The following is a 23,621-nucleotide window of genomic DNA, read 5'->3' on the forward strand; positions in this document are numbered from 1 at the left end:
TCACTTCACTCCGGGACGGGCGCGGTCGGTGGTGCCGGCGTTGCGGTCGACGAGCAGCCCGAGCTGGTAGAGCCGGTCGACGAAGGTCAGGGGTCGCACGTCGGTCCCGGACAGGTTGCCCGCGGTCCGCCGCAGCAGCCGGGGGTTGGCCGCGGTCCGGCGCATCATCCGCGCGCCGAGCAGCCGCGGCGCGCCGGACAGCGCGGTGATCATGCGGGCGGCGTTGTGGCTGACCGTGGCGATGTGGTCGAGCCGGGGCCCGCGGGCCTCCTGGTAGGACTCCAGGGCCGCGTCCACCCCGGTTTCGCGGTCCAGCGCGGCGGCCAGCGCCTCGGCGTCGGCGAGCGAGCTGTTGACGCCCTGCGCCGCCATGGGGTGCACGGCGTGCGCCGACTCGCCGACCAGCGCGAGACCGGGCACGGCCAGCCGGTGCGCCCGCAGCCGGTGCACCGCGAACAGCTGCCTGCGGTGCAGGCTCGCCCGCAGGGGCCCGGCCAGCGGCGCGATCGCGGGCACCTGGGCCAGCAGCGCGTCGCACCACCGGTCCAGCTCCGCCGTGCCGGACGCGCGGAACTCGTCCGGGCGCACCTGGACGTAGAGCCGGCAGCGCCGCCCGGGCAGCGGGTAGACCAGGCACAGGCCCCGGCCGGTGCGGTAGGCCGACAGCTCGGCGTCGACGTCCGCCTCCGCCACGTCGAAGGCCAGCAGGCGGTGCGGGTACTCGTCGCGGTCCACGGCGATGCCCGCGTCCTTGCGCAGCGCCGAGGACATGCCGTCGGCGGCGACCACGAGCCGGGCCCGGACCTCGGCGCCGCCGTCACCCCTCCCGCCGGCCACCCGCACGCCGGCCACCCGGCCCGCGTCGTCGCGCAGCGCCCCGGTCACCCGCACGCCGTGCCGCACCTCGACGGTGCCCGGCAGGCTCCGGCCGATCGCCTCGCGCAGGTCCGCGTAGTCGGCGCAGAACACCTGCCGGTACGGGCCGGGCAGCTCGGCGTAGTCGATGGCCAGCAGCTCCGCGCCGGTGTGGTCGCGGATGGCCAGGCGGTCGACCGGTCGGGCGTCGCCGGCCCTGAGCGCGTCGAGGGCGCGCCACTCGTCGAGGACGCGGATCGACTCGGGCTGGAGGATCTCGCCCTTGGCGGTGGGCCCGGGGACGCGCTGGCGGTCCAGCACGAGCACCCGCAGGCCGGTGGCGCCCAGCGCCCTGGCGGCGGCCAGGCCGCCCGCGCCCGCACCGGAGACCACGACGTCGACCGAGGCCGGGAGGTCCGCCATCAGGCGACCATACCCGGCTCGTCGGCGACGTCGGCCGCCCTGGCGGTCCGGTACTCGGCGAGCGCCTTGAGCGCGACGCCCTGGGTGACCACGGCGTTGGCGTAGAGCATGTGGTGGCGGATGTAGTTGCAGACCCGGGTCGGCGCCCAGCCGCCCTCGGGCCGGGCCGCGGCCACCAGCCAGGCGGCGCCCCGGTCGACCGCGTGGTCGACCCCGGTGCCGCCGCCGGCGGCGAGCAGGCCCTGCACGGCCCAGCCGGTCTCCTCGGCCGAACCGGCGGTGCCGTCGCCCGGGCCCCACGAGCCGTCGGCCAGCTGCGTGTCGCACAGCCAGGTCACGGCCCGGCGCACCACGGCGTGCCGGGCGTGCCCCGCCCGGGACAGGGCGCCGACCACCACCGCGGTGCCCGAGGTGTGGTCCCGGTACCACAGGTTGTCGAACGTGCCGTCCGGGTTGGCCGCGGACAGCAGCCACCGCGCGGCGGCGGCGACGGCCGGGTGGTCGACGGGCAGGCCCGCGTCCAGCAGCGCGGTGACCGCCTGGCTGGTGATCGCCGGGCACGGCCCGTCGTTGGCCAGCCTGGTGTCGCGCACCCACAGGCTCCACGAGCCCCGCGAGTCCTGGCGGCCGACCAGCCAGTCCAGGCCGCGGCGCAGCACCGGGTCGGACCCCGCGCCCGGGAGCCCGGCCAGCGCGCTGAGGATCTCCGCGGACTCCAGGGTGGCCGGCCAACCGCGTTGGTTGGAGAAGCTCCAGCCGCCGGGCGGCACGTCCAGCACGTCGAACCGCTCGGTCTTCTGCGCGGCGTGGAAGAACCCCTTCGTCGCGGCCAGCCGGGGGTCGTCGGCGAACCCGGCCGCGACCAGGCCCGTGGCGGCGTAACCGGAGCGGGTCAGGTCCAGGTTGGTCACCGCGTCCCACGCGCCGTCCGGCCGGACCGCGCGGCGCAGCCAGCCGGCCACGTCCCGCGCCACGTCCGGTGCCTCGCCCGAGCGGGCCAGGCCGAGCAGCACCAGCGCGGCCGGCCACGGGTCCTCGCTCATCGCGCCGGTCCGGCCCTCGTGCTCGTGGACCGAGCGCAGCAGCCGCAGGGCGGCCGGCCGGGCGCGGCGCAGGGTGAAGCGGCGCAGCGGGCCGGCGGGCAGCAGGTCGGCCTGCATCAGGGCCAGGCCGACGAACGGCGTGGTGCGGAACGAGATCAGCCGGCGCCGGACCCTGTCCAGCAGCACGATCTCCAGCGGCAGCCGGCGCAGCGGGCCGGCGTCGCCGGTCAGCCCGGCCATGGTGAGGAACTGGCGGCACATCAGGGCGATCGCCCGGTCGGTCACCGCGTCCACGCCGCCGAGCGCGGCCAGCCGGGCGCGGCCCGCGTCGATGGCCTCGGCGCTGACCTCCGGCGCGGTCATGGCCAGGGCGGCGACCGCGATCGCGGTCGGCACCACCCCCACGGGCGCGCCGGTGACACCTCCCCACCCGCCGTCCGGGAGCTGGTGCGCGCGCAGCCACGCGGTGCCCGCCTCGACCAGGTCGGCGTTGCCGTCGGGGTCGGCGGCGTGCAGCGCGGCCACGGTCCCCGCCGTGCCCAGGACCGACGCCAGCGGGTCGTCGCCGAACGCGCCGTCCGGGCGTTGGCGCGCCCACAGGGCCTCGGCGCCGCGCTCCACGGCCCCGGCCACCTCGACGTCGGACACGGCTGTCATGAATCGCCCTCCCCGTGGACCCGGCGGTGGGCGGCGACCGCGACCGCCCTGGTGGTACCCAGCTCGTGCCTGGTCCGCATGGCGGTCTGCGTCCACCAGGTCAGCGCCGCCGCCGGCACCAGCAGCCCGAGCTGCCAGCCGACGCCCAGGCCCACCCCGACGGCCGCCGAGGCCAGCACGAGCCGTTCGACGACCAGCACCTCGTGGGCGCGCAGCGACAGCACGACCGGCGGGTCGGCGCGGTGCGCGACCAGCGGGGCCAGCGCGACGACGCCCAGCACCGCGGCCACGCCGACGGTGACCGGGTAGGCCGGTCGGCCACCCGCGCCGAGCAGCGCACCCGCCACGAACGCCGCGCCGATCACCGCCGCGTACAGGCCGACCGCGGTCCACACCGCGAACGGCAGGCCGCGCTGGACCGGCAGCGTGCGGAAGCCGCCCGCCCGGTCGCCCGCCACGTCGCGCAGCGTGCCCACCAGGTTCGAGGCGGTGTCGTGCAGCCAGAACACGGCGGCCAGCACCAGCAGCGGCGCCACCGCGCCGGGCGGCCACGGGCCCGCGGCGCACGCGCCGAACAGCAGCGCGACCGCGCCCAGCGCGCCCCGGACCAGGTTGCCCGCGATGCCGCGGGCCTTGAGCCAGCGGCTGTAGGCGACGATCCCGAACACCCCGAGCACCGCGGCCAGCGTGGTGCGCCAGCCGCCGGCCAGGGCCAGCCCGATCAGCACGGCGATGCAGGCGTTGCCGCACACCAGGGCGGTCCGCAGGCCCAGCCGCCCGGACGGGATCGGCCGGTGCGGCTTGCTGCCCGCGTCCAGGTCCCGGTCGAACCAGTCGCCGAGGTAGTGGCCGCCCAGCCAGGCCGCGGTGGGCGCCGCCCACGCCGCGACCAGCCGCCACGGCTCGCCGTCCGCGCCGACCAGCGCCGCGCCGCCGAGGCCGACCAGCCCCACGTACCACAGCGTGTACGGCCGCCAGGTCTCCACGTGCGCCCGCAGCGCCACCCCGATGCTCACTGCTCTTCGCTCGTGATCCAGCGGGCGATGTCGGTGAGGACGGTGGTGCTCGGCGAGGGCGCGAGCACCGCCAGCTCGGCCAGCGCGCGCCGGACGTGGGACGCGAGCTGGGCGCGCGCGCCGGCCACCGCGCCGTACTCGTCGACGAGGCGGTGCACCCAGTCCACGTCGCCGTCGCGGGCGGCGCGGCGGTCGAGCACGGCGCGCAGCTCGTCCCGCTCGGCGTCGCCCGCCGCCTGGTAGGCCAGGACCAGCGGCAGCGTCGGCCGCCCGTTGAGCAGGTCGCTCGTGCCGGGCTTGCCGGTCTGCTCCGGCGTGGCCACGAACGACAGCAGGTCGTCGCGGATCTGGAAGGCGATGCCGACGTGCTCCCCGTAGGCGGCGAGCCCGGCGCCGACGTCGGCACCCGCGCCGCCGAGCGTCGCGCCGATGCAGCAGGCGGCGCGGAACAGGGCGCCGGTCTTGAGCCGGACCACCTCCGCGTACCAGCGCGCCCCCTCCTCCAGGTCGCCGACCAGCCGGGACTCCAGGGCCTGGCCGCGGCACAGGTCCCGGCCCGCCTCGGCCAGCTCCCCGACGGCGGCCACCACGCGGGCCGGCGAGGCCACCCACGGTTCGTCCACCAAGGACTCGAAGGCGCTGAAGATCAGGTGGTCGCCCGCGACGATCGCCGTCGGGATCCCGTAGGCGGCGGGCACCGAGGGCAGGCCGCGCCGGGTGTCGTCGCCGTCGATGATGTCGTCGTGCACGAGGGTCGCGGCGTGCAGGTACTCCAGGCCCAGCACGGCGGAGATCACGTCGGACGGGTTGCCGCCCACGGCTTCCGCGGCGTGCAACGCCATCAGCGGCCGGAGCATCTTGCCCGCGGGCACCAGCACGTAGCGGTTGATGTCGGCCAGCTCGTCGGTGGTCTCCGGCCAGCGGTGGCGCAACTCCTGCCGCAGCAGGCGTCCCGACGTGCTCTGGGCCAGACCGTCGATGAAAGTCCTCTGCGGCGATCCCGAGACGGTCATGCGCGTCCCCCTCCGAGCAGGGAATTGGTCCGGCGCCTAGCGAGGAACGGTACGGCGCGGCCATTGCACCGACAAGCCGACGATCAGCCGAACAGCGGGCGCGCCGGCGTTACGGTGAACGCTGCGCGGTGAACTCCAGGAGCGCCAACCCGGCCTTGCCCGACCAGGTGCGCGCGGGCGCCAGGCCCGCCGCCGCGGCGAGCGCCACGTGCGCGTCGTGGTCGCGTTCCCGGCCACCGACCTCCACGAGCATCCTCAGGTCGTACGGGGACAGGTGGGGCACGTGGGGTTCGGTGGGCAGCACCTCGACCACCAGCACCCGCCCGGTCGGCCCGGCCGCCTCCGCGCAGCGGGCCAGCACGGCGGTCGCGGCCGCGTCGTTCCAGTCGGTCAGCGCCCGGGAGACCAGGTAGACGTCGGCCCCGGTCGGCAGGGCCCGGAAGAAGTCGCCGACCACCGCCTCCGCCCGGTCGGCCAGCCCGCGCCCGGCGAAGGCCCGCGCCGCCGTGGCCACCGGCTCCGGCCGGTCGACCAGGGTGCCGCGCAGGTGCGGGTGCGCGGTCAGCAGCTCGGCCAGCAGCGCGCCGGAACCACCGCCCACGTCGGCCACCCGGCCCACCTCGTGCCACGGGTAGAGCGCGGCCACCTGGGGCGCGGTGTCGGCCTGGAGGCTCGCCATCAGCTCGTCGAAGTGGCTTCGGTATCCCGGGTTGGCGTCGAGGTCGGCCCACAGGTCGCGGCCGTGCACCTCGGCGTAGCCGGGCCCGCCGGTGCGGACCGCGTGCGGCAGGCCGAGGATTGCGAGGTCCATCCGGGCGGCGAAGCCGTCGAGGTCCAGCCGCGTCCCGTACCCGCCGTCGGTGCGGTCGCACAGCAGCTCGCCGATCCCGGTCAGGCCGAACTCGTCGGGCGAGGACTCGGTGAAGACCCCGCGGTGCACCAGGTAGCGCAGCAACCGCCCCAGGGAGTCGCGGTCGGCCTCGCACGCCACCGCCAGGTCGTCGAGCTCCGTCGTGCCGGACGCGATCCGGTCCGGCACCCGCAACGTGACCGCCGTGCGCACCGCCAAGGGGGTCACCAGATCAGTGAGCTCGTCCAGCCGTGCGGCTGCGTTCCCGGGTACCACGTCGTCCGACACCACCGACGCAGAGTCCCGAACGGCCGCACCGCAGTCAAGCCGTGGACCTTTCCGTTGTCTTGGCGCAGACTGGGCCGATGCAGACCGGGCAGCTGACCAGTGCCACCGCGCCGGAGATCCGGCTGTCGTCGGGTGCGCTCGGCGCGGAGATCCGCGGCATCGACCTCAACGCGTTGACCGACGAGCAGTTCGAGCTGATCCACGACACCCTGCTGCGCCACCAGGTGATCTTCCTGCCCGGCCAGGGGAACCTGGAGCCCGAGGCGCACATCGCGTTCGGGCGGCGCTTCGGCGAGGTCGAGCTGCACCCGTACCTGCCCCGGCTGGAGGGGCACCCGGAGATCGTCGTCATCGACTCCGACGAGGGCGCCAAGGTCGACATCTGGCACACCGACATGACCTTCCACCAGAGCCCGCCGATCGCCTCGGTGCTGCACCTGGTCGAGCTGCCGCCCAGCGGCGGCGACACCATGTGGACCAACCAGTGCCTGGTGTACGAGTCGCTGTCGGCGCCGCTGCGCGACCTCGTGGACGGGCTGACCGCGATCCACACCATCCGGGTCGGCACCGAGTTCTCCAGCCGCGCCGAGCACCCGGTGGTGCGCGTGCACCCGGAGACCGGCCGCCGCTCGCTGTACGTCAACCGGCTCTTCACCTCGCACATCCCGCAGCTGACCCGCAACGAGAGCGACGCGCTGCTGGAGTACCTGTTCCGCTTCTCCGAGAGCCCCCAGTTCACCTGCCGCTACCGCTGGTCGCGCGGCGACGTGGCGATGTGGGACAACCGGGTCACCCAGCACTACGCCGTCAACGACTACCGGGAGCGCCGGCGCGGCCAGCGCATCACGGTCCTCGGCGACCACCCGACCGGCAACGAGCCGCGGTGGGAGCACCACGTGCCCGCGCCCGGCGACCGGTACTGGCCGGACCGGGTGAACGCGGTGGAGGGCTACTGATCGTCCCGCCACACCACGGGGAACGACTCGATGCCGCCGTTGATCCGGTCGTGCCGCCAGGGCAGCTCGTCGATCGGGACGGCGGGCGCCAGGCCGGGCAGCCGGCGCAGCAGCGTCGTGATGGACAGCTCGACCTGGAGCCTGGCCACCGCCGTGCCCAGGCAGAAGTGCGGCCCGTAGCCGAACGCCAGGTGCGGTGAGGTCGGGGTCCGGTCGATGTCGAACTCGTTGGGGTTGGGGAAGATCCGCGGGTCGCGGTTGGCCACCCACGGGATCGCCATGACGCGCTCGCCCGCCCGCAGCTCCACGCCGCCCAGCACCAGGTCCTCGGTCACCACCTGGACCCGGAACATGCTGCTGACCGCGGTGTAGCGCAGGATCTCGTCGATCGCCGCGGGCGCCTTCCCCGGGTCGCGCACCAGTTCCGCCATCTGCTCCGGGTGCAGGAACAGCGCCCGCACGCCGGCCGCGGTCGAGTTGACCTCCAACCCGCCGCGCAGCAGGCCCATCGCCAGCACGACCAGCTCCTGGTCGGTGAGCCCGTGCTCCTCCTGCCCCTCCAGCCACACCGACAACAGGTCGTCGCCCGGCGCGGCGCGCTTGGCCGCCACCTGACCGGACAGGTACACCCACAAGCCCTTGGCGGCCTCCGCCGAGTTGTAGGTGAGCACCGAGTTCAGGCCGGCCAGCCAGCCCTCGAACTGCTCGCGGTCCGGTGCGGGCACGCCCAGCAGCTCGCAGGTGACGCGCACCGGCAGCGGCGCCACCAGCGCGGCCACCAGGTCGGCCGGGCGCGGTCCGGCGACCATCGCGTCGACCAGTTCGTCGACCACGGCCTGGATTCGCGGCCGGTAGGACTCCACCCGGCGCCCGGTGAACGCCCGTCCGCCGACCCGGCGCACGGCGGCGTGCGCCGGGCCGTCCATGTTCAGGTCCCGCGGGCGGTCCGGGGTGACCGCCCCCGGCGGCAGCCGGGCGAACCGCGGGTCGGCCAGGACCGCGCAGCAGTTGGCGTAGTCCAGCACCAGCCAGGCGGGTTCGCCGTCGGGCAGCAGCACCCGGCTCACCGGGTCGGTCTCGATCATGTCGAGCAGTTCGCCGGGCAGGTCGCCGGTGAACGGCGTGAAGGGGTACCGGCGCAGCTCGGGGACGACGGCCATGGACGACAAGGCTCCGGCAGAAACCCGTTGGCGTCAACGGATTCCCCCGCACCCGTGGTCGGGGTTAGCATGCGAGGTGCGCATTCTGATGTCGACCTGGGGCTGGCGTTCGCATTTCTACAGCTTGGTGCCGCTCGCGTGGGCGTTGCGGTCCGCGGGGCACGAGGTGCTGGTGGCCGGGCACCCGTCGATGGCCCCGATCATCACCGAAGCCGGTCTCGGCGCGGTGCCGCTGGGCGAGGACATCGACTTCGAGTCGGTGTTCACCGGCCGCATCGGCAAGGTGACCCCGTCCGGTGGCGCGGGTTCCCTGGAGCCGGCGATCACCCCCGACGGCGGGGTGGTCCGCATGGCCGAGGCGCTGCTGGACGACCTGGTCGCGTTCGGACGGTCCTTCCGGCCGGACCTGGTGGTCTGGGAGCCGTTCAACCTCGCGGCCCCGGTGGCGGCGGCCGCGCTGGGCGTGCCCGGCGTGCTGTCGCTGTGGGGACCCGACCACATGTCCGAGCTGAGCCTGGACCACGAGGCCGTGGTCGGCCCGCTGGCCCGCCGGTTCGGGCTGGGCGCCGACGAGGTCTCGCTGACCGGCCGGCTGACCCTGGACCCGGTGCCGCCGCCGGTGCAGGTCCCGCTGGGCGGTCCGGTCCAGCCGATCCGCTACGTGCCCTACAACGGCGCCGCCGTCCTGCCGCGCTGGTTGCACGAACCGCCGCGGCGCCCGCGCGTCTGCGTCACCGGCGGCACGGTGGCCGGTCCCGGCCTGTCCGCCCGGACGGACCTGCCGGCGGTGGTCCGCGCGGTGGCGGAGCTGGACGTCGAGGTGGTGGTGGCCGTGATGCGGGCCCACCGCGACCTGTTCGGGTCGCTGCCGGACAACGTCCGGCTGACCGACGGCCCGCTGGCGCTGCGCCTGCTGCTGCCGTCCTGCTCGGCGTTCGTCCAGCACGGCGGCGCGGGCACGATGCTGACCGCGTTGGCCTGCGGGGTGCCGCAGCTGATCCTGCCGCAGGTCGGCGACGAGCACTTCCTCGCCGAGCGGCTGGCCGTCTCCGGTGCCGGGACGTGGCTGGACGACCCGGACGCGGCCACCGTCGGGGAGACCGTCGCCGCGCTCGCGCAGGACGGTCCCTGGCGCGCGGCGGCCCACGTCATGCGCGACCGGGTGCGGGAGATGCCGGCGCCCGCCGAGGTGGTCGGCGCGCTCGTCGCGCTCGCCGAGGGGGCCCGCACGTGACGGCACCCGACCCGGCGACCCCGGACCCGACGACCCCGGACCCGACGACCCCGAGCCCAACAACCCCGAGCCAAACAACCCCGGACCCAACAACCCCAAGCCCAACAACCCCGAGCCCAGGGCCACCGGCCCCCATCGGCTTCCCGCTCCCCCCGGCGCCCACGATCCACCACCCGTCACCGGAGTACGCCCGCCTGCGCGCGGAGGACCCGGTGCCGAGGGTGGCGCTGCCCGACGGCACGATCGCCTACCTCGCCACCCGGCACGCGGACGTGAGCCGGGTGTTCACCGACCGGCGCTTCAGCCGGGCCGCCGCGGCGGGGCCGAGGGGCCCGGAGTGGGAGCTGGGCTCGCTGGCCGACGACTCCCTGCTGGGCATGGACCCCCCACTGCACACCAGGGTCCGCCGGGTGGTGGCCAACGCCTTCACCGCGCGCCGGGTGGAGGGGATGCGCGCCGAGGTGGCCCGGCTCGTCGACGGGATGATCGACCGCCTGGAGGCCGCGGGCCCGCCCGCCGACCTGATCGAGCACGTCTCGGCGCCGCTGCCGATCCACGTCATCAGCAGGCTGTTCGGCGTGGCCGAGGAGGACCGGGACCGGGTCAGGGAGTGGTCCGACGCGCTGGTCGGCGACTGGCGCGCCGACCCCGGGCCGCCGCGGGCCGCGCTGGCCGCGTTCGGCGAGCTGGTCGAGCGGCGGCGGGCGGACCCCGGTGACGACCTGATGAGCGCGCTGGTCGCCGCGTGGGACGAGCAGGACGACCTGACCGAGCGGCAACTGGTCTCGGTCACCGCCGGCCTGCTGGCCGGGGGCCACGAGTCGACCACCAACCAGATCAACCTGTTCCTGCTCGTCCTGGCGCGCAACCCGGACCAGCTCGCCGGGCTGCGGGCCGACGACCCGGGTGCGGTCGCCCGCGCGGTGGAGGAGCTGACCCGGTACGTCCAGTTGGGATCGACCGGCATCCTGCTGCCCCGGGTGACCACCGAGGAGGTCGAGCTGGGCGGCGTGACGATCCCGGCGGGCTCGGCGGTGCTGCCCGGGGTGGTCTCGGCCAACCGGGACGCCGCCGTGTTCGACGCCCCCGACCGGCTCGACCTGGACCGGCACCCCAACCCCCACATCGGCTACGGGGTCGGTCCCCACCACTGCATCGGTGCGGCGCTGGCGCGGATGGAGCTGCAGGAGGCGCTGGGCGCCCTGCTGCGCCGGCTGCCGGGGCTGCGGCCGGCCGTGCCCGAATCGGAGCTGCGCTTCAAGCCGGGGGTGGTGGTGCGCAGCCTGGAGGAGCTGCCGGTGACCTGGGACCGGTGAGGGGGTGCTCCGCCCGCGCGGTCGGGGATCAGCCCACGACCACGCCGGGCACGTCCACGCGGGTCGGCACGCCCGCCTCGAACGCGGCCTCCACGGCCACCTCCTCCACCCCCCGGAGCACGGCCTCCACCTCCTCCGAGGTGAGCACCGCCATGTCGAACAGGCACTGGAGGTGGACGACGTCGGGCCGGTCCTCCACGCTGATGAACAGCTGGTCGGGCGCCCGGGTGTGGTCCAGGTAGCCGTCCCAGGACAGCAGCGTCTCCGGCAGCGCCGCCCGGACCGCCTCCCGCGTCACCGCCGCACCGCGCGCCGCGGCCTCCGCCCTCGGCCTGGTGCTGAACCGCCGGTCGCTGATCCGGCAGGTGACCTCGGCCGGGTACCCGCGCTCGGCGTCGAGGCGCGCGATCAGCTCATCCAGCTGGTCCGGGTCGTAGTAAGCCTGCATCCACGCGCGCGTGGTCTCCCGCCGCGCCCGCCCGACCACGTCGTCCACGGTGCCGTCGAGGTCCAGCGTCAGCACCGAGTCCTGGCTCAGCGAGGCGATCACGTCGGACAGCCCGGGGCGGAACCGGTTGCTCACGATCACGCTCGTGGTGAGCGGGGTGATGCCGGTGACGCGGCCGATGGCCGTGGCGATCACGGCCAGCAGGACGCGCGAGGTGTCCGTCCGGGTCCGCTGGGCCAGGGCGACCACGGCCAGGTGCGCCGCGGGCGAGATGAACCGCCCGTGCCAGTACCGGTGCCCCAGCCGGCCGGGGTGCTTCGGCTCGCCGAACGTCGTGGGCGGCAGGGGGCGCAGCTGCTCCTCCCAGTAGCGCATGGCCCGGTCGCTGATCCGCCGCAGCGCCGGGGTCTGCTCGCGCCGCGCCAGGTCGACCGTCCACACCGCGTTCGGGTCCACCTCCTGGTCGGCCAGCTCCCCGATCCCGAGGTCGGTCATGAGCAGCAGCGTGCCCACCCCGTCGGCGACCAAATGCCCGACGGTGAGCACCAGGTACACCGCGGCACCGCGGTGCTGCATCACCGCCATCCGCAGCAGCCACGGCGACAGCGGTTCCATCATCCAGTCGAACCAGAGCCTGTTGCCGAAGTCGACGGCGGCGCTCCGGTCGAGGTCGTCGGCGAAGGTGAAGACCTCCAGGTCGATCTCCCCGGACCCGACGACCTCTTGGCACGGCCTGCCCTCGTCGTCGGTGCCCAGCCGCATCCGCAGCGCGGGGTGCTTGCCCATCAGCCGGCCCAGCCGCTCGGCCACGTCCGCGACGGTGAGCCCGTCCGGCAGCGGGTGCGCCCCGCTGTTGTTGTGGGTCCACCCGGTGACCCGCATGTCCTTCATGATCGCCTTCTGCCCCCAGGCCAGCGGCGCGGTGCCCGCTCCCGGACCGGAGAACGGCACGGCGATCCGCTCGGAGGTGAAACCCTCATCCATTGGCACGCCCCAGGATCACGCTGACGTTGTGGCCGCCGAAGCCGAAGGAGTTGGACATGACCGCGTCCACGGCCGCGGCGGCCGGTTGTTCGAGGACGTGGTTGAGGTCGCAGGCGGGGTCCGGGTCGTCGAGGTTGTGGGTCGGCGGGAGCAGCCCGCGGCGCAGGGCCACCACGCCGATCGCGGCCTCGATCGCGCCGGAGGCGCCGAGCAGGTGGCCGGTCACGCCCTTGGTGGAGCTGACCGGCGGCATGGCGTCGCCGTACACGTCCCGGATCGCCGCGGCCTCGGCGGCGTCGCCCGCCTTGGTGCCGGTGCCGTGGGCGTTGAGGTAGCCGACGTCCCCGGTGGACAGCCCGGCGTCCCGCAGGGCGATGCGCATGCTCTCGGCCGCGCTGGAGCCGTCCGGTCGCGGGGTGGTCGGGTGGTAGGCGTCGCTCGTCGCGCCCCAGCCGAGCACGTCGGCGTGGACGGTCGCGCCGCGCGCCCGCGCGAACCCCGGCCGCTCCAGCACGAGCACGCCGGCCGCCTCGCCGAGCACCAAACCGTTGCGGCGCCGGTCGAACGGGCGGCTGGCGGTGGTCGGGTCGGCCCAGCCGCGGGCCAGCGCGAGCGCGTTGCCGAAGGCGTCGGCGAAGGTCGGGAACAGCGGTGCCTCGGTGCAGCCGCACACCACCACGTCGGCCTCGCCGGAGCGCAGGATGCGCGTCGCCTCGCCGATGGACTGGCCGCCCGCCGCGCACGCCGTGCCGACCGAGGAGGAGTAGCCGCGGACGCCGAACTTGATGGCGATCCGCGCGGCCGCCATGTTCGGCAGCACGCCGGGCAGCATGAACGGGCTGACGCCGAGCCTGCCGCGCCGGGACCGCTCGACCGCCTGGTCCGCGAGCGTCGCCAGGCCGCCGACACCGGAGACGACGACCGCGACGCGGTACGGGTCGACGTCCCGGCCGACCTCGATGCCGGCGTCCGCCAGGGCGTCGCCGGCGGCCCGCACCGCCATCACGATCGAGCGGTCCACCACCCGCGCCTCCTTGGCGGGGATGACGCTCGCCGCGTCGACGGCTGGGCTGAACGCAGCCACGTCCACGACACCGTGCAGCGCATGGCCCTCCGGCGGCCGCACCAACCCCGACCGCCCGGCGCAGACCGCGTCGAACACCTCGTCCACCGCCGTGCCGACCGGGCTGACCAGCCCGATGCCGGTCACGGCAACGCCGGTGCTCACGTCGCGGAGGTCGTCCGCACCCGTTGCGCCACCGCGGCGCAGAACTCGCCGACGGTCATCGCGGCGAAGGTCTCGGCCTCGTCGGCGTCGAACCGCACCCCGTACTGGTCCTCCACCCGCATGGCCAGCTCGGCCAGCGCCAGCGACTCCATGTCGATCCCGGCCGGACCCAGGACCGTGTCGTCGCCGAAGCCGTCGGTGTCGTACTTCATCTCCGTCAACGACTCCAGCAGGAACTGGCGGATCTCCGCGGTCATGGCGCACGCTCCACTTCGCCGGCGAGTCCACGAATCTTTTGCCATCGGCCTCGACACCGTCAAGCGCGTCGCTTCGCCACCGGCGCGCGGACTGCGGACTATGGACCGCGATCCGGTCAGGACCCCAGAATGTGCCCCATGGCGCCGGCGACGCTCGACCTCGTGACCCACTCGGGCGCACCGCCGCGCTCGCCCGCCCTCCACCTGCCCGGCGCCGGGGAGATGACCTACGCGGAACTGGCCGGGCTCGTCGACGAGGTGGCGCGGTCGCTGCGCCACGACAACAAGGCGCTGGTGCTGTGCGCCGGGGACCGCGACCTGCCCACGCTCCTGGCCTACCTGGCGGCGCTGCGCCTCGGCCACGCGGTCGCGTTCCTGCCCGCGTCCGCGGAGGTCCTCGCCGCGTACCGACCGGAGTTCGTCGTCCCGGCCCCCGGCGCCGGGCCGGACCCGACCGGGTCCGGCTACCGACTCATAGGCGAATCACCATGCGGTACAAAGATCTTCCGACGCCACAGCGGCCATCCGGCCGATGACGTCGATGAGCAGACGGCCCTGCTGCTGGCCACCTCCGGCACCACGGGCAGCCCCAAGGCGGTGCGGCTGTCGTACGCCGGGGTGGCCGACAACGCCGACGCCGTGATCGAGGTCCTGGGCATCACCGCGGCCGAACGCGCGCCGACCACCCTGCCCATCACCCACGCCTACGGGCTGTCGGTGCTCAACACCCACCTGCGCGCGGGCGCGACCGTCGTGCTGGACGACCGGTCCCCGCTGGCGCTGGCCACCTGGGACCGCCTCGCCCGCACGGGCGCCACCTCGTTCGCCGCCGTGCCGACGACCTACGCGGCGTTCGGCCCAGCGCACGTGAACCTGTTGGGCCGCACGGCGATCCGCACCATGACGCAGTCGGGCGCCCGCCTGGGCGACGAACTGACCATGCGGTTGGTGCGGATGATGGAGCAGCGCGGTGGCCGGTTCTTCCCGATGTACGGCCAGACCGAGGCGACCTCCCGGATCGCCTGCCTGCACCCCGCGGACCTGCCGGACCGCCTCGGCTCGGTCGGGCCGGCCGTGCCGGGCGGCACCATCACGATCGGGCCCGCGCCGGCGCACCACCGGGCCGTGCCCGGGGAGGGCGCGGTCCTCTACCGCGGCCCCGGTGTCATGCTCGGCTACGCGACCTGCCGCGCGGACCTGGCCCGAGGCGCCGAAGTGGACGTCCTGGACACCGGCGACCTCGGCTACCTGCGCGACGGCTACCTGTACCTGACCGGCCGCACCAAGCGGATCGTCAAGGTGCTCGGCGTCCGCACGAGCCTGGACGACCTGGAGCGCGTGGTCGAGCACCCGGACCACCCGGCCGCGGTGGTGTGCGGCGCGGACGACGTGGTGCACCTGGTCGGCGCGGGCGACCCGGCCGTGCACGAGCGGCAGCGCGGGCTGCTGGCCGAGGCGCTGGGCGTGCCGGTCCGGCACGTGCTCTTCCGCCCGGTGGACCACCTGCCCCGCACCCCCGGCGGGAAGGTCGACTACCGGGCCCTGGCCGGAATCGTGGACGACCGGGAGGTCCGGTGGAGCTGACGAGCTGGCGGTGCCTGGCCGACCGGGGCACCGACCTGGTGCTGTGCCTGGACTTCCCGGGCGGCCGCGCCGCGGCGGGCTTCGCGGAGCTGGCGGCCGGCGTACCGGTGGGCGCGTGCTTCCTCCACATCGGCCGGACGGGTCCGGGCCCGCTGGAGGAGGCCGTCGACCGCTGGGTGGCCGAGGCGCTGGGCACCGGCCGCCCGGTGCGCGCGGTGCTGGGGTACTGCGCGGGCACGGCGCTCGCGACCCGGGTGGCCGACGCGGTCGCCGAGGCGGCGGCGCCACCGGTGGTCCTGCTGTTCGACGCGGTGGCCACGACCTCCGGTTCGCTGGCCCACCAGTTCACCACCGCGCTGGAGACCTCGGCCGCGCACCTGACCGCCGACGAGCTGGACGACGCCCGCCGGCTGGCCGACGAACTGGTCGAGGCGCACCCGGACGACCCGGCGCCCGTCGCCGCCGGCCTGACCGGGCGCTACGACCGGTTGATGGGCGCGGTGGCCGCCCGGCTGTCCTTGAACGACTTCTTCCGGCAGGAGCTGACCTGCGGGTTCACCGACTACGCGGACTACCTGCTGCTGGCTGCGCAAGGCGGGTTCGCCACGCGCGCCGGCGAGCCGCTGTTCCTGTCCTCGAAGGACCACGAGCCCCCGGTGGCGGGCGCGCGGGACCTCGCGCTGGCCGTCGAGCACACCGACCTGCTGCGCGATGCCGAAGTGCACGCGCTCGTCGCCGAACTGCTGAGAGGAGAGCGCCCGTGGTGACACCGGCGGAGATAGCCGAGGTGCTGGCGGCCCACCCCGGGGTGGGCCGGGCCGAGGTCGCCGTCGTGCGCCACGACGGGCGCGACGTCACCGTCGCGGTGGTCGAGCCGACCGAGTACCTGAGCGGGCCGCTGCTGCGCAACCACGCGCGGCGGGAGCTGGGCGACGACGGCGCGCCGGCCGGGGTGCTGATCGTCGACCGCATCCCGACGGCGGGCGGCGCGGTCGACGCCGACGCGGTGGCCGCGGCCGTCGCGGACGGCCGGTGCACCCTGTTCGAGGACCCGCGCGACGACGTGGAGCGCCGGGTGGCGGAGATCTGGGCGGCGCAGATGGACGTGCGGTCCGTCGGCGCGAACGACGACTTCCTGGAGCTGGGCGGCGACTCGCTGTCGGCGCTGGGCATCATCGCCGCCATCGAGGCGGAGTTCGACCGGTCGCTGGACGTGTACGAGTTCATGAGCGCGGCCAGCGTGCGGCGCCTGGCCGAGATCCTGCGGTAGCCGTGGCGCTGCCCGTGCACCGGCGGATCGACGAGGTCGCCCGCGCCGAACCCGACCGGACGGCCCTGGTCGGCTTCGACGCGGACCTGGTCGAGCACACCGTGTCCTGGCGCGAACTCGCCTCCCGCGTGGCGGACGCGGCGGGCGCGCTGCGCGTGGTGGGCGCGGGTTCGTGCGTCGTCGTGGAGGCGGCCAACACCGTGGCCGCGGCGACGGGCATCGCGGCGGCGCTCGCGGCCGAGGTCCCGGTCTTCCCGCTCAACCCGGCCACCCCGCCGGCCGAGCGGGACCTCCTGCTGGGCCTGCTGGGTCGGCGCTTCGACCGCGTCCACCTGCTGGACGAGCGGCACCGGCCGCGACCGGTGGACGTGCCCGGCGGCCCCGCGCGCCCGGGTGGCCCGGTGGCGTACCTGTTGGCCACCGGCGCGAGCACGGGCGTGCCGAAGATCTCGGCCCGGCCCGGCCCGCTGCGCTACGACCCGGCGCGCACGCCGTCGCTGGTGATCCGGCAGACCGGCTGGCGGACGGGCCAGCGGCAGCTCGTCGTCGGCCCGCTGTACCACGCCGCGCCGTTCACCGCGTTCGTGGACGCCCTACTCGACGTCAACACCGTTGTCCTGCAACCGTTCTTCTCCCCCGCGTGGACGGTGGAGCTGATCGCCGGGCACGGCGTCGAGTGGGTGCAGCTCACCCCGACGCACATGCGCGAGATCCTGGCCGCGAACCCCGCGCCCGGGAGCTTCGACAGCCTGCGCGGGATGCTGCACACCGCCGCGCGCTGCGACCCGGCCACCAAGCGCGGGTGGCTCGACCTGCTCGGCCCGCACCGGGTCTTCGAGCTGTACGGCGCGACCGAGGGCATCGGCGTGACGCTGGTCCGCGGCGACGAGTGGCTGGCCCGCCCCGGCACGGTCGGGCGCGGTTTCCTGACCCAGATCAGGATTCTGGACGACGACGGCGCGCCGGTCCCGCCGGGCACCACCGGCACCGTGTTCATGCGGACCCCGCAGCGGGTCGGCCGCTCCGACTACCTCGACGGCCTGGTGGTGCGCACCACCCCGGACGGGTTCGCCACGGTGGGCGACCGCGGCCGGCTCGACCCCGACGGCTACCTCCACCTGCAACCCCGCGACCACGGCACCATCAACGTGGGCGGGGAGAAGGTCGACCCGGACGAGGTGGAGGCGGCGCTGCTGGCCCACCCGGCGGTGGCCGACGCGGTGGCCCTGGCCGTGCCGCACCGGACGCTCGGGTCGGTGGTCGGCGCGCACGTGGTGCTGCGCCCCGACGCGACCGTCCGCCGCGCCGAGCTGGCCGCGCACTGCGGGCGGCGGCTGGCCGGCTACAAGATCCCCAAGCACTTCACGTTCGTCGACCAGGTGCCCCGGTCGGCGGCCGGGAAGGTGCAGCGCTGGCGTCTGGCTCCCAACCCCGAGGACGGTGCGACCCCGCGATGAACCCGACCGTCGACCTGACCGACACCGGCTACTCCCGCCCGAGGGACCCGGTGGAGCTGTGGCTGGCCCGGCAGTGGCAGGAGGTGCTGGGCTTCGGCGTCGGCATCCGGGAGAACTTCTTCGGCGTGGGCGGCAACTCCCTCGACGCCGCCCGGGTGATCAACGCGGTGCTGGAGGAGTTCGGCGTCCAGCTCCCGCTGAACGTGCTGACCGAGCACCCGACCGTGGCGGGCCTGGCCGGTCGCCTGCGCGCGCAGAACGAGCGGCTGACCGGTCCGCTCGTCCCGGTCCAGCGCGGCGACGGCACCCGGCCACCGCTGTTCCTGGTCCACCCGGCCGACGGGCGGGTCGGCGCGTACTGCCCGCTGGCCCAGGAACTGGGCGAGGAGCACACCGTCTACGCCCTCCAGGCGGTCGGCCTGTACGACGAGGAAGACCCCCTGCCCGCGCTGCCCGCGATGGCACGGGCCTACCTCGACGCGATCCGCGCGGAGCACCCCACCGGCCCCTACCTCCTCGGCGGCTGCGCGGCCGGCGCGGCGATCGCCCACGAGATGGCCGCCCGGCTCGTCGAGGAGGGCGCCGAGGTGCCGCTGCTGGCGGTGATCGACGCGGACCTGGTCGAGCCGGTCGGCCTGTGGGCGGAGGAGCCGCGGGAGTTGGACCTGCCCGGCACCCTGGCCGACTGGAAGGCGCGCGACCTGGTGCCGGAGGACGCGACACCCGGGTTCGTGGCGCGCTCGCTGCGGGTGTGGCGGGCCAACCGGGACGGCGTGCGCAGTTGGCGACCGCGGCCCTACCCCGGTGCCGTGGACGTCTTCGGCGCCGTGCGGACCGAGGACTGGCCCGCGGGCGAACGACGGCTCCACGACGGCGACCGCTGGGTCGACGCGCTGCGGGAGCTGGTCCGGTGAGCACCGGCACCGGTCCGCACCGCAGGCGGCGGGTGCAGCTGACCCCGCTGCCGCCGGTCCCGGTCGCGTTCACCGGGCGGCGCCAGGGCGAGGGACCGCTCACCCTCGGCCAGCTCAACATCTTCCGGTGGCTGGACCGGACCCCCGACCACTTCTACGCCGTGCTGGCCGTCCCGCTGCCGGTGCCCGACGGCGCGTCCGTCGACGACGTGGCCGCGGCGGTCGCCGTGCTGGTGGCCCGGCACGAGGCCCTGCGCACCAGCTACTCGGGCGGTGAGCGCCCGCGCCAGCGCGTCGCGGCGTCCGGCGTGCTCGCGCTGGAGGTGTTCTCCCTCGGCGCGGGCCGGTGGGGGCCGCGCGACGGCACCGCGGTGGCCGACGCGCTGGTCCGGGTGCTGCGCGAACCGCCGCCCGGCCCGCGGCGGCCCGAGGTGCGGGTGGCCGTGGCCACCGCGCCCGACGAGGGCGACCGGGTCGTCGCCTGCGCCGCCGGGTTCTCGCACCTGGCGGTGGACCACGGTGCGATCGAGGTCGTCCGGCGCGAGTTCGCCGAGCTGGTCGGCAACCCCTCGCTGCGGCAGGTGGGAGAGCCCCGCCACCACCCGCTGGACCAGGCGGAGCTGGAGGCCCGGTCCGTCGAGCGGCGACGTGCCGAGGCGTCGTTGGACTACGTGCTGGAGCAGTCGTGGCGGATACCGCGGGTCCTCTACGCCCTGCCGGGCGGGCGGGCCAGCGGCGAGTCGCTGGCGGTGGAGCTGTCGTCCGTGGCCGCCGCCATGGCGGTGCGGCGGGTGGCGGCCCGCACCAGGGCCAGCCGGTCCAGCATCGTCCTGGCCGCCGTCTGCGCCGTGCTCGCCCACCGCACCGGGTACCGCGAACTGGTGCTGCCCCTGCTGTCGGGCAACCGCTTCGAGCGCCACCTGGTGAACTACGTCGGTTCCCTGGCGCAGGGCTGCATCGCCACCGTCGAGGTCGGCGAGGGCAGCTTCGACGCGCTCGTCAAGCACACCTGGACCGCCGTGCTGGAGGCCAGCAGGCACGCCCGCTACGACGCGGCCCGGCGGGCGGCCGAGGACGCGGTGATCGAGCGCGAACGGGGCCTGCGGTTCAACTACGACCCGCTGTTCAACAGCCTCGTCCCCGAGTCCTGGTCCGGTGTCACCGCGGGCGTCGGCTTCCGGCCCGAGGAGGTCGAGGCCGCGCTGGGGCGGACCGAGCTGCGCTGGCGCCCGGTGCACCGCAACGGCACCCCGGTCCGCTTCGGCCTCAACCAGGTCGACGGCCGACTGGTGCTGGACCTGTGGAGCTCCGACACCGGCCTGGTGCCCCGGGCCGACATGGAGGCGTTGCTGACCGCGGTCGAACGCCTGCTGGTGGCCGCCTCCCGGGCCGACCTGGACGCCGGTCGCGTCCGGGAGGCCATCGCGCTGGAGCCGATCGCCCGTCCCCCGGACTGGGTCCTGGTCGACTCCTGCTGGGTCGACCCCGCCGAGGTGCGGCGGTTGCTGGACCAGGCGCTGGCGCCCGCGGTGACCCGGCTCTTCCCGTCCCTGGGCGGCCGGCCCCTGGTCGCCCACCTGACGGCGACCGACGCGGTCCGCACCCCGGAGGAGGCCCACGCCCGCTGCATGGACGCCCTGGCCGACCACCACACGGCCCTCACGCCCCGGCACTACGTGATCTGCCGGACGGCCCCGGACGACCCCGACGACCCGCGCGCCTGGACCCCCCTCGTCAGCGGCAGCGGCAGGAGCTGACCGGGATCAGGTCTCGGCCGCCTTCCGGCAGCCCTCCTCGGCGATCGCCGCGGGCACACCGGCGATCCGGAGCGTGCCCCGGCAGATCACCGCGTCGCCGCCCGCGCCCGAGGCGCAGCCGATGTCCACCAGCAGGCCGGAGTAGCCCTGCGAGGCCAGGTAGAACGCGCAGGCCCACTGGTTGGCGGCGGTGACCCGGCCGGCGGTGCCGGCCGGGCCGGCGGCGTTCGCCCGGTCGGCGGCCACCGCCGTCGGTCCGGGGCCGAGCACCGCGGCCGCGACGGCCGCCACCACCACGCCGAGCCGGAGCAGCACCACCCCGCCACGGTGCCGCGCCGCCGCCGCGACGGCAAGACCGCGTTCGGGGCAACGCGGTGGCAGCCGGTTTCCCACCCGTTTGCCGGAAACGGTCGCGGGTTCCGCTGAGTAACTTCCACTCCACGGTCCCCTGCCGTTGATCGACCCACGAGAGGTGGAAGATCATGAACCGTACCGCGAGGAAACTGGTCACCCTGGCGAGCGCGCTCGCGCTGTCGCTCGTCGCCGCACCGGCCGCGCAGTCCGCACCGGCCGCCCAGTCCGCGCCGGAGACCTACTGGACCCCCGACCGGATGCGCTCCGCCGTCCCGCTCGACGCGCCCACCGTCAGCCCGTGGCGGGTGCGCGCCACCGTCCCGACCGGCGAGCCCGCGACCGTGGCACCGCTGGCCTTCCCCAACGGCGGCAGCGCGTGGACCGGCGGCGGCGCGGTCGTGACGACCGCGGGCCGCGTGTTCTTCACCTACCAGGGCCGCAACGCCTCGTGCAGCGGCAACGCCGTCACCAGCACCAACAAGAGCACGGTGATCACGGCCGGCCACTGCGTCAAGCTCGACGGCGCGTACCACACGAACGTGGTCTTCGTCCCGGCCTACGACAACGGCAACGCCCCGTACGGCACGTGGAGCGCCCGCGCCACGAAGTCCACCCCGCAGTGGGAGGCGACCGAGGACATCAACTTCGACGTCGGCGCCATCGTCGTCTCGCAGCTCAACGGCCAGTCCCTGACCGACGTGGTCGGGGCGCAGGGCATCGCGTTCAACCAGCCGCGCGCGGACAACATGTACGCCTTCGGCTACCCCGCCGCCTCGCCGTACGACGGCACCAAGCTGATCTACTGCAGCGGGCGGACGTTCAACGCCTTCCTCAGCACCGGCATCGGCATGACGTGCAACATGACCGGCGGCGCCAGCGGCGGTCCCTGGTTCCGGGCGTTCTCCGAGGCGACCGGCACCGGCACGCTCACCTCGGTGAACAGCTACAAGATCAACCTGATCCCGACCTGGATGTTCGGCCCGTACTTCGGCGCGGACGCCCAGAACCTCTACAACCTCGCCCAGGCGCTGTAGACCCGCGCGGGTCCGGGGGCGGAGCACCGCCCCCGGACCACCGGGTCAGTCGTTGCCCGCCTCCAGGGCGGCGTGGTCGAGCAGTTCGTCGTCCACGGCGCGGCCGCGGGAGGCGATGGCCTCGGCGCCGCCCTCGGGCATCGAGCCGATCAGCTTGGTCGGGGCCACCCGGGCCGCGCTGATCAGCGACGAGTGCCTGCTGCCGACCAGGCCGAGCCCGGCGTACTGCTCCAGCTTGGCGCGGGAGTCGGCGATGTCGAGGTTGCGCATGGTCAGCTGGCCGATGCGGTCGACCGGGCCGAACGCGGAGTCCTCGGTGCGCTCCATGGACAGCTTGTCCGGGTGGTAGCTGAACGCGGAGCCGGTGGTGTCCAGGATCGAGTAGTCCTCACCGCGCCGCAGGCGCAGCGTCACCTCGCCGCTGATCGCCGTGCCGACCCAGCGCTGCAGCGCCTCGCGGATCATCAGCGCCTGCGGGTCCAGCCAGCGGCCCTCGTAGAGCAGCCGGCCCAGCTTGCGGCCCTCGTTGTGGTAGGCGGCCAGGGTGTCCTCGTTGTGGATGGCGTTGACCAGCCGCTCGTAGGCGATGTGCAGCAGCGCCATGCCCGGCGCCTCGTAGATGCCGCGGCTCTTGGCCTCGATGACCCGGTTCTCGATCTGGTCGGACATGCCCAGCCCGTGCCGGCCGCCGATGGCGTTGGCCTCCAGCACGAGGTCGACCGGCGAGCCGAACTCCTTGCCGTTGATGGTGACCGGCCGGCCCTGCTCGAAGCAGATCGAGACGTCCTCGGTGGGGATCTCCACGGCGGGGTCCCAGAACCGCACGCCCATGATCGGCTCGACCAGCTCGATGCCCGCGTCCAGGTGCTCCAGCGCCTTGGCCTCGTGCGTGGCGCCCCAGATGTTGGCGTCGGTGGAGTACGCCTTCTCCGTGCTGGCGCGGTAGGGGAGGTCGCGGGCCAGCAGCCACTCGGACATCTCCTTGCGACCGCCGAGCTCGCGCACGAAGTCCGCGTCCAGCCACGGCTTGTAGATCCGCAGCGAGGGGTTGGCCAGCAGGCCGTAGCGGTAGAACCGCTCGATGTCGTTGCCCTTGTAGGTGGAGCCGTCGCCCCAGATCTGCACGTCGTCGTCGAGCATGGCGCGGACCAGCATGGTGCCGGTGACGGCCCGCCCGAGCGGGGTGGTGTTGAAGTACGCGCGACCGCCGGACCGGATGTGGAAGGCGCCGCAGGCCAGTGCGGCGAGCCCTTCCTCGACCAGCGCCGCCCGGCAGTCGACCAGGCGGGCGATCTCCGCGCCGTAGGTGTGGGCGCGGCCGGGGACCGAGGCGATGTCGGGCTCGTCGTACTGGCCGATGTCGGCCGTGTAGGTGCACGGCACCGCGCCCTTCTCGCGCATCCAGGCCACCGCCACCGAGGTGTCGAGGCCCCCGGAGAAGGCGATGCCGACGCGTTCGCCGGCGGGGAGGGAAGTAAGCACCTTGGACACGTCGGAAAGTATGCACCATGTCGTATGATCAT

21 protein-coding genes are annotated in these 23,621 nt (G+C 74.9%); 10 read left to right on the forward strand and 11 right to left on the reverse strand.

Annotated features, from left to right (window positions below):
- The 5 genes from EKG83_RS31100 to EKG83_RS31120 form a co-directional block, all read right to left on the reverse strand.
- Nucleotides 1–1,278 (reverse strand): FAD-dependent oxidoreductase, encoded by a 1,278-nt coding sequence (locus EKG83_RS31100; protein WP_051766194.1) that lies wholly within the window; start codon nucleotides 1,276–1,278, stop codon nucleotides 1–3.
- Entirely contained in the window at nucleotides 1,278–2,978 is a 1,701-nt protein-coding gene (locus EKG83_RS31105; RefSeq protein ID WP_033432070.1) for a prenyltransferase/squalene oxidase repeat-containing protein, read from the reverse strand. Before EKG83_RS31105 ends, EKG83_RS31100 begins: the two co-directional genes overlap by 1 nt.
- On the reverse strand, nucleotides 2,975–3,994 hold the full coding sequence (locus tag EKG83_RS31110) for a UbiA family prenyltransferase (RefSeq protein WP_033432071.1): 1,020 nt from the start codon (nucleotides 3,992–3,994) through the stop codon (nucleotides 2,975–2,977). Before EKG83_RS31110 ends, EKG83_RS31105 begins: the two co-directional genes overlap by 4 nt.
- Entirely contained in the window at nucleotides 3,991–5,007 is a 1,017-nt protein-coding gene (locus EKG83_RS31115) for a polyprenyl synthetase family protein (RefSeq protein WP_033432072.1), read from the reverse strand. The genes EKG83_RS31110 and EKG83_RS31115 overlap by 4 nt, the downstream gene beginning before the upstream one ends.
- Nucleotides 5,008–5,116: 109 nt before the next feature.
- Nucleotides 5,117–6,085: a methyltransferase gene (locus tag EKG83_RS31120; protein WP_228122284.1), complete on the reverse strand. Its 969-nt coding sequence runs from the start codon at nucleotides 6,083–6,085 to the stop codon at nucleotides 5,117–5,119.
- A 137-nt stretch (nucleotides 6,086–6,222) separates the two neighbouring features.
- Between EKG83_RS31120 and EKG83_RS31125 the strand changes: the two genes are divergently transcribed.
- Entirely contained in the window at nucleotides 6,223–7,101 is an 879-nt protein-coding gene (locus EKG83_RS31125; protein WP_211269148.1) for a TauD/TfdA dioxygenase family protein, read from the forward strand.
- On the opposite strand, the gene EKG83_RS31130 is transcribed toward EKG83_RS31125, so the two are convergent.
- On the reverse strand, nucleotides 7,095–8,261 hold the full coding sequence (locus EKG83_RS31130) for a cytochrome P450 (protein WP_051766196.1): 1,167 nt from the start codon (nucleotides 8,259–8,261) through the stop codon (nucleotides 7,095–7,097). The two genes, EKG83_RS31125 and EKG83_RS31130, sit on opposite strands and share 7 nt — an antisense overlap.
- Before the next feature lie 88 nt (nucleotides 8,262–8,349).
- On the opposite strand from EKG83_RS31130, the gene EKG83_RS31135 reads away from it, so the two are divergent.
- Complete coding sequence (locus tag EKG83_RS31135) at nucleotides 8,350–9,495, forward strand: nucleotide disphospho-sugar-binding domain-containing protein (protein WP_033432074.1); 1,146 nt, start codon at nucleotides 8,350–8,352, stop codon at nucleotides 9,493–9,495.
- Nucleotides 9,496–9,707: 212 nt separating this feature from the next.
- Nucleotides 9,708–10,811 (forward strand): cytochrome P450, encoded by a 1,104-nt coding sequence (locus EKG83_RS31140; protein WP_084716615.1) that lies wholly within the window; start codon nucleotides 9,708–9,710, stop codon nucleotides 10,809–10,811.
- A 28-nt stretch (nucleotides 10,812–10,839) separates the two neighbouring features.
- Here EKG83_RS31140 and EKG83_RS31145 read toward each other — a convergent pair whose 3' ends face one another.
- From EKG83_RS31145 to EKG83_RS31155, 3 genes are read right to left on the reverse strand one after another with little or no spacing between them, the layout of a single operon-like run.
- Nucleotides 10,840–12,243, reverse strand: a complete 1,404-nt coding sequence (locus tag EKG83_RS31145; protein WP_033432075.1) for a condensation domain-containing protein — start codon at nucleotides 12,241–12,243, stop codon at nucleotides 10,840–10,842.
- On the reverse strand, nucleotides 12,236–13,471 hold the full coding sequence (locus EKG83_RS31150; RefSeq protein ID WP_033432076.1) for a beta-ketoacyl-[acyl-carrier-protein] synthase family protein: 1,236 nt from the start codon (nucleotides 13,469–13,471) through the stop codon (nucleotides 12,236–12,238). The genes EKG83_RS31145 and EKG83_RS31150 overlap by 8 nt, the downstream gene beginning before the upstream one ends.
- Complete coding sequence (locus EKG83_RS31155) at nucleotides 13,468–13,728, reverse strand: acyl carrier protein (protein WP_033432077.1); 261 nt, start codon at nucleotides 13,726–13,728, stop codon at nucleotides 13,468–13,470. The genes EKG83_RS31150 and EKG83_RS31155 overlap by 4 nt, the downstream gene beginning before the upstream one ends.
- Nucleotides 13,729–13,866: 138 nt before the next feature.
- On the opposite strand from EKG83_RS31155, the gene EKG83_RS31160 reads away from it, so the two are divergent.
- From EKG83_RS31160 to EKG83_RS31185, 6 genes are read left to right on the forward strand one after another with little or no spacing between them, the layout of a single operon-like run.
- On the forward strand, nucleotides 13,867–15,312 hold the full coding sequence (locus tag EKG83_RS31160; protein WP_051766197.1) for an AMP-binding protein: 1,446 nt from the start codon (nucleotides 13,867–13,869) through the stop codon (nucleotides 15,310–15,312).
- The gene (locus EKG83_RS31165; protein ID WP_033432078.1) at nucleotides 15,303–16,079 is read left to right on the forward strand and encodes a hypothetical protein; all 777 of its coding nucleotides are present in this window, start codon (nucleotides 15,303–15,305) and stop codon (nucleotides 16,077–16,079) included. Before EKG83_RS31160 ends, EKG83_RS31165 begins: the two co-directional genes overlap by 10 nt.
- Nucleotides 16,073–16,582: a phosphopantetheine-binding protein gene (locus tag EKG83_RS31170; RefSeq protein WP_033432079.1), complete on the forward strand. Its 510-nt coding sequence runs from the start codon at nucleotides 16,073–16,075 to the stop codon at nucleotides 16,580–16,582. Before EKG83_RS31165 ends, EKG83_RS31170 begins: the two co-directional genes overlap by 7 nt.
- A gap of 2 nt (nucleotides 16,583–16,584) precedes the next feature.
- Nucleotides 16,585–18,039: an AMP-binding protein gene (locus EKG83_RS31175; RefSeq protein WP_051766198.1), complete on the forward strand. Its 1,455-nt coding sequence runs from the start codon at nucleotides 16,585–16,587 to the stop codon at nucleotides 18,037–18,039.
- Entirely contained in the window at nucleotides 18,036–18,953 is a 918-nt protein-coding gene (locus EKG83_RS31180; RefSeq protein ID WP_033432080.1) for a thioesterase domain-containing protein, read from the forward strand. Before EKG83_RS31175 ends, EKG83_RS31180 begins: the two co-directional genes overlap by 4 nt.
- Nucleotides 18,950–20,710, forward strand: a complete 1,761-nt coding sequence (locus EKG83_RS31185; protein WP_033432081.1) for a condensation domain-containing protein — start codon at nucleotides 18,950–18,952, stop codon at nucleotides 20,708–20,710. The genes EKG83_RS31180 and EKG83_RS31185 overlap by 4 nt, the downstream gene beginning before the upstream one ends.
- Nucleotides 20,711–20,716: 6 nt before the next feature.
- Here EKG83_RS31185 and EKG83_RS31190 read toward each other — a convergent pair whose 3' ends face one another.
- Entirely contained in the window at nucleotides 20,717–21,028 is a 312-nt protein-coding gene (locus EKG83_RS31190; protein WP_033432082.1) for a hypothetical protein, read from the reverse strand.
- Nucleotides 21,029–21,192: 164 nt separating this feature from the next.
- On the opposite strand from EKG83_RS31190, the gene EKG83_RS31195 reads away from it, so the two are divergent.
- Nucleotides 21,193–22,098, forward strand: a complete 906-nt coding sequence (locus tag EKG83_RS31195; RefSeq protein WP_033432083.1) for a trypsin-like serine peptidase — start codon at nucleotides 21,193–21,195, stop codon at nucleotides 22,096–22,098.
- A gap of 45 nt (nucleotides 22,099–22,143) precedes the next feature.
- Here the strand turns inward: EKG83_RS31195 and argG are convergent, their stop codons facing one another.
- Complete coding sequence (gene argG, locus EKG83_RS31200) at nucleotides 22,144–23,589, reverse strand: argininosuccinate synthase (protein WP_033432084.1); 1,446 nt, start codon at nucleotides 23,587–23,589, stop codon at nucleotides 22,144–22,146.
- Nucleotides 23,590–23,621: the final 32 nt, after the last annotated feature.

The sequence above is a fragment of the Saccharothrix syringae genome (assembly GCF_009498035.1).
GTDB lineage: Bacteria > Actinomycetota > Actinomycetes > Mycobacteriales > Pseudonocardiaceae > Actinosynnema > Actinosynnema syringae.